At 39.7% G+C, this 3,297-nt stretch carries 3 protein-coding genes and 1 pseudogene; all 4 read left to right on the forward strand.

Features of this window, described 5'->3' with window-relative positions:
- Positions 1 to 583 (forward strand): annotated as a pseudogene (locus tag C5469_RS22480) (hypothetical protein); the annotation flags it as partial.
- 2 nt (positions 584 to 585) lie between these two features.
- A complete protein-coding gene (locus C5469_RS22485; protein ID WP_166310885.1) occupies positions 586 to 1,671 on the forward strand; it encodes a DUF6708 domain-containing protein in 1,086 nt (361 codons plus the stop codon).
- Positions 1,661 to 2,230, forward strand: a complete 570-nt coding sequence (locus tag C5469_RS22490) for a hypothetical protein (protein WP_166310887.1) — start codon at positions 1,661 to 1,663, stop codon at positions 2,228 to 2,230. The genes C5469_RS22485 and C5469_RS22490 overlap by 11 nt, the downstream gene beginning before the upstream one ends.
- Positions 2,231 to 2,234: 4 nt before the next feature.
- Positions 2,235 to 2,525 (forward strand): hypothetical protein, encoded by a 291-nt coding sequence (locus C5469_RS22495; RefSeq protein WP_166310889.1) that lies wholly within the window; start codon positions 2,235 to 2,237, stop codon positions 2,523 to 2,525.
- Positions 2,526 to 3,297: the final 772 nt, after the last annotated feature.

A 3,297-nucleotide genomic window follows, 5' to 3' on the forward strand; every position in this document is an offset into this window, starting at 1 on the left:
CTCGCTGGTGTTGCAGATTTCTGCATTGCGCGCGGCTGGGTGGCCTAAGGAAAATACAGAGGTATGTACCCGGTTTGCGGCGGATCTGGTCTCCGCAATGGGGGCTGTTGCTGAAACTTGTGAGCGGTTGTTGAATAATTTTCAGGTACTCAGATTACAGCCTCTGCTAGGTTCTGTCTTGGGGGGAAAAAACCTACTTAAGTTAATGGAAGGTCTTGAGGTAGTGAAATTCCTTGGCGCCCGGGCCGCGATCATTGGAGTGGTCTGGGATAGCTATCATGCAATAGATGAGATATTTTTCAAAAAAAATAGAAGATTGGGAATTGCCTATCTGATTTCGGCGGTGAGTGCAGGTTTGTGGATTGCTGGTGTCTTAGGTCCATTAGGTATTTTTGTTGCCTTGGTTCTATTCTTTGGTGCCAATATCTATCTGGAAATGAAGAAGAAAAATGAGATCCAGAAATGGTTGATGGCTTGTTTGTGGCGCAAGATTCCAGCGGGTGAAGAGGATATTCTTGCTATCTGGCCTGATAGCAGAATGGAAATGGACGCTTTTAATAAATTAATGACTGCGGGAGCATAACTATGATATTAAGTCGATTTTACATGTCCTACGAACTGAATCGTCCTTTGACTCAGCAAGAGAAAGATAATCAACTTTATCAAGGAAAACCGACCCGGTTAATGGGTAAAACAGGCGAATATATGATTGAGTACGATACGGTGATCCGTATGAACTCGACTTATATGGAAACTGTGGATAAGTATTATCGGAATAAAGGATTTGTTAGTTCACTATTTGCGCCGCTTTTTTTGATCTGTTTTGGATTAATATTATACGCTTATGGTGGAATGGCTTATCAGTATATTATTTATAAAAAGGTAATCCCTTCTTTATTCGATGTATCTGTGTTGACAGCAGGTTTTGCGCTATTGATCTATTTCAGTGGCAAACTGACCCTAAAAGAGTGGTTTGCTACGACACATTATCCCATTCGATTTAACCGCAAAACTCAGATGATTCATGTTTACCGTTTTAATGGCACGGTATTATCGATTCCCTGGAAAGCGGTGTTTTTTACTCTGACCAAGTACAGCGGCAAGATGTCGGAATGGTGTGTTGACGGTCATATTCTGGCAGACGATAAGGAAACTGTATTGGATACATTTAGTCTGGGATTTTCTGGATTATTTCAGGAGTTGATGCTGGGCTATTGGGAATTTATCCGTTGCTATATGGAGGAAGATGGTTTACAGGAACAGGCGGATATTATCTTATTGTGTCCGCCTATTGAGCAAAAGAAAGAAAGTTATATTTTTGGATTACAGTATCTAATGCGGATGAATTCTCGTTTGGAGTGGTTTGTTAAACTAATAAATTTTCCATTTGATCTAATTACCAGTGTTGCCCGTTATATTGCTATGCAGACTAGCAAAATACCGCAATGGCCTCAGGAAGTAGAAGAGGCTTGTCAGGTTGATCCTGATGACCCGATTAATGTCAGTGCTGCGAATAATCCTGTGCATTTATGGCGTTATGTGTTGGCGAATCAGACGAGGGAAGAACGTCAGGCATTATATGATCGCCAATTATCAGCATATACCCGTTTGCAAGAAAAAATCGCAGAAAAGTATCGGACAACATCAGAAGGTACGCAGAATGTCGGGTAACTTACTGGAAATATGGCAGACGCTTGAAAAAGCAACTTCCGAAGAAGAGCAGGAAAGATTACTTTCTGATTTTATATCAGCGCTGGAGAATTATTATATTTGGCTGGAAGAGGTTAATCCGGTAGAGGAAGGTAAAATTGGCTATGTGCTGTTTCGCCCAGAATATCCTGACGATTACCCCTCTCTTTTTGTCTATTTAAGTCAGCGACAGAATGAGTATCCAAATGCTATTTCCGCAATGCTTGATGTGCCAGGGAGTGCTTTCAAGGAGTATGACAGTGATTATCTGTATACTCTGCCTCATCTACTGGATTTTGATTTTAAATTTGTTTTCGTTGATGAGAGAAATAAAACGGGGTACATCTCTAAAAAAGGAGTGATGTTGTTAGATTTTTTCCGTAATTCAGATTCAGAAGGTATACAAGACCAACCAACACACATTCCAGAATCACGCATAGTAACCTCTGGGTCATTATCTGGATTTAAACGTGGATGTATTGTGTTTTTTGGTGCCTTATTGTTACTGGTTTTTATTTTTGTTATGTTGAAAGTGAGGTAATATAATGGCGAAGAATAGCAGAAAAGATGAACCTATGAATGAAGGGGTTATGTCTTTTGTTTTATTTTGTTTCTTAATTATGTTTTGCTTTGGAGGTTGGGTACAATTTGATAAAATACATAACGCCTTATTTACAGGGTGTTTCCCATCTAGTGATTTAATGCTTGGTAGAATGAGGCCACACCCCGCTCTATGTGTACAGGATAAACCATTCTCGTATTGGATTGATATTGCATTGTGTTATGTTTTGTTTACAAGAACAGGAGGATATTATCGCTTTATGCCCTGCCATTGAGAGACAGAAAGAAGGTTATAATTTTGGATGACAGTATAGGAGGATAAATTCTCATTTGAAATTGAGATTCATTCTTTTTTACGATAGTTTTACGTATTTAAGTTACAGGTTTGAAAATGACGTTGGTTGTACCGGGCTAAAAGATAATGATAATGAATATTATTTTATTGTATAGATTGATTGCCCTGTTATATTTGAATGAGCAACCTTTCTATGTAAATAAATGTCATCTTGTTTATGTTTTGTTTAATATTCTGGGATTTATCTTTTTGTCTCGATGATTATATTATCTCGGTATTAAGCAAATTGTGCTTTTTGATGAATGAAGACTTGATTTTTATATGCACCCATTAAGAGAATGACCTTATTCATAAACAGTGTATTCTGTTAATGCATACATTAATTGATAGCGTATATACCCTTCATCTTTCAAGCTGCTGCTTTGTTGGCTGCGTTCACTTACCCCAGTCACATCGTTATCTATGCTCCTGGGGATGCGCTCACTTGCCGCCGCCCTGCAACTTGAAATCTATTGGGTATAAAGGGTCTGCGCTGTTATTTGTATTTCGGTTAAACCGCCGGTCAGGAAATATCTGATCCGGTTTGATGTTTCCCGGATTTATTATGGACGGAACAATTGGGTTCTGCCGTACAAGGCGAAGGTGCAACGCGGCCAGTCGCCACCAATTCAACAACTGCGGGGCGTACTGCCAACCGCAGAGTTGAAATCCGTCTGGTACCTAACGCAGTCGCCTGCCAGCGACTGCAACCA

This window comes from Photorhabdus cinerea (genome assembly GCF_011189575.1).
GTDB lineage: Bacteria > Pseudomonadota > Gammaproteobacteria > Enterobacterales > Enterobacteriaceae > Photorhabdus > Photorhabdus cinerea.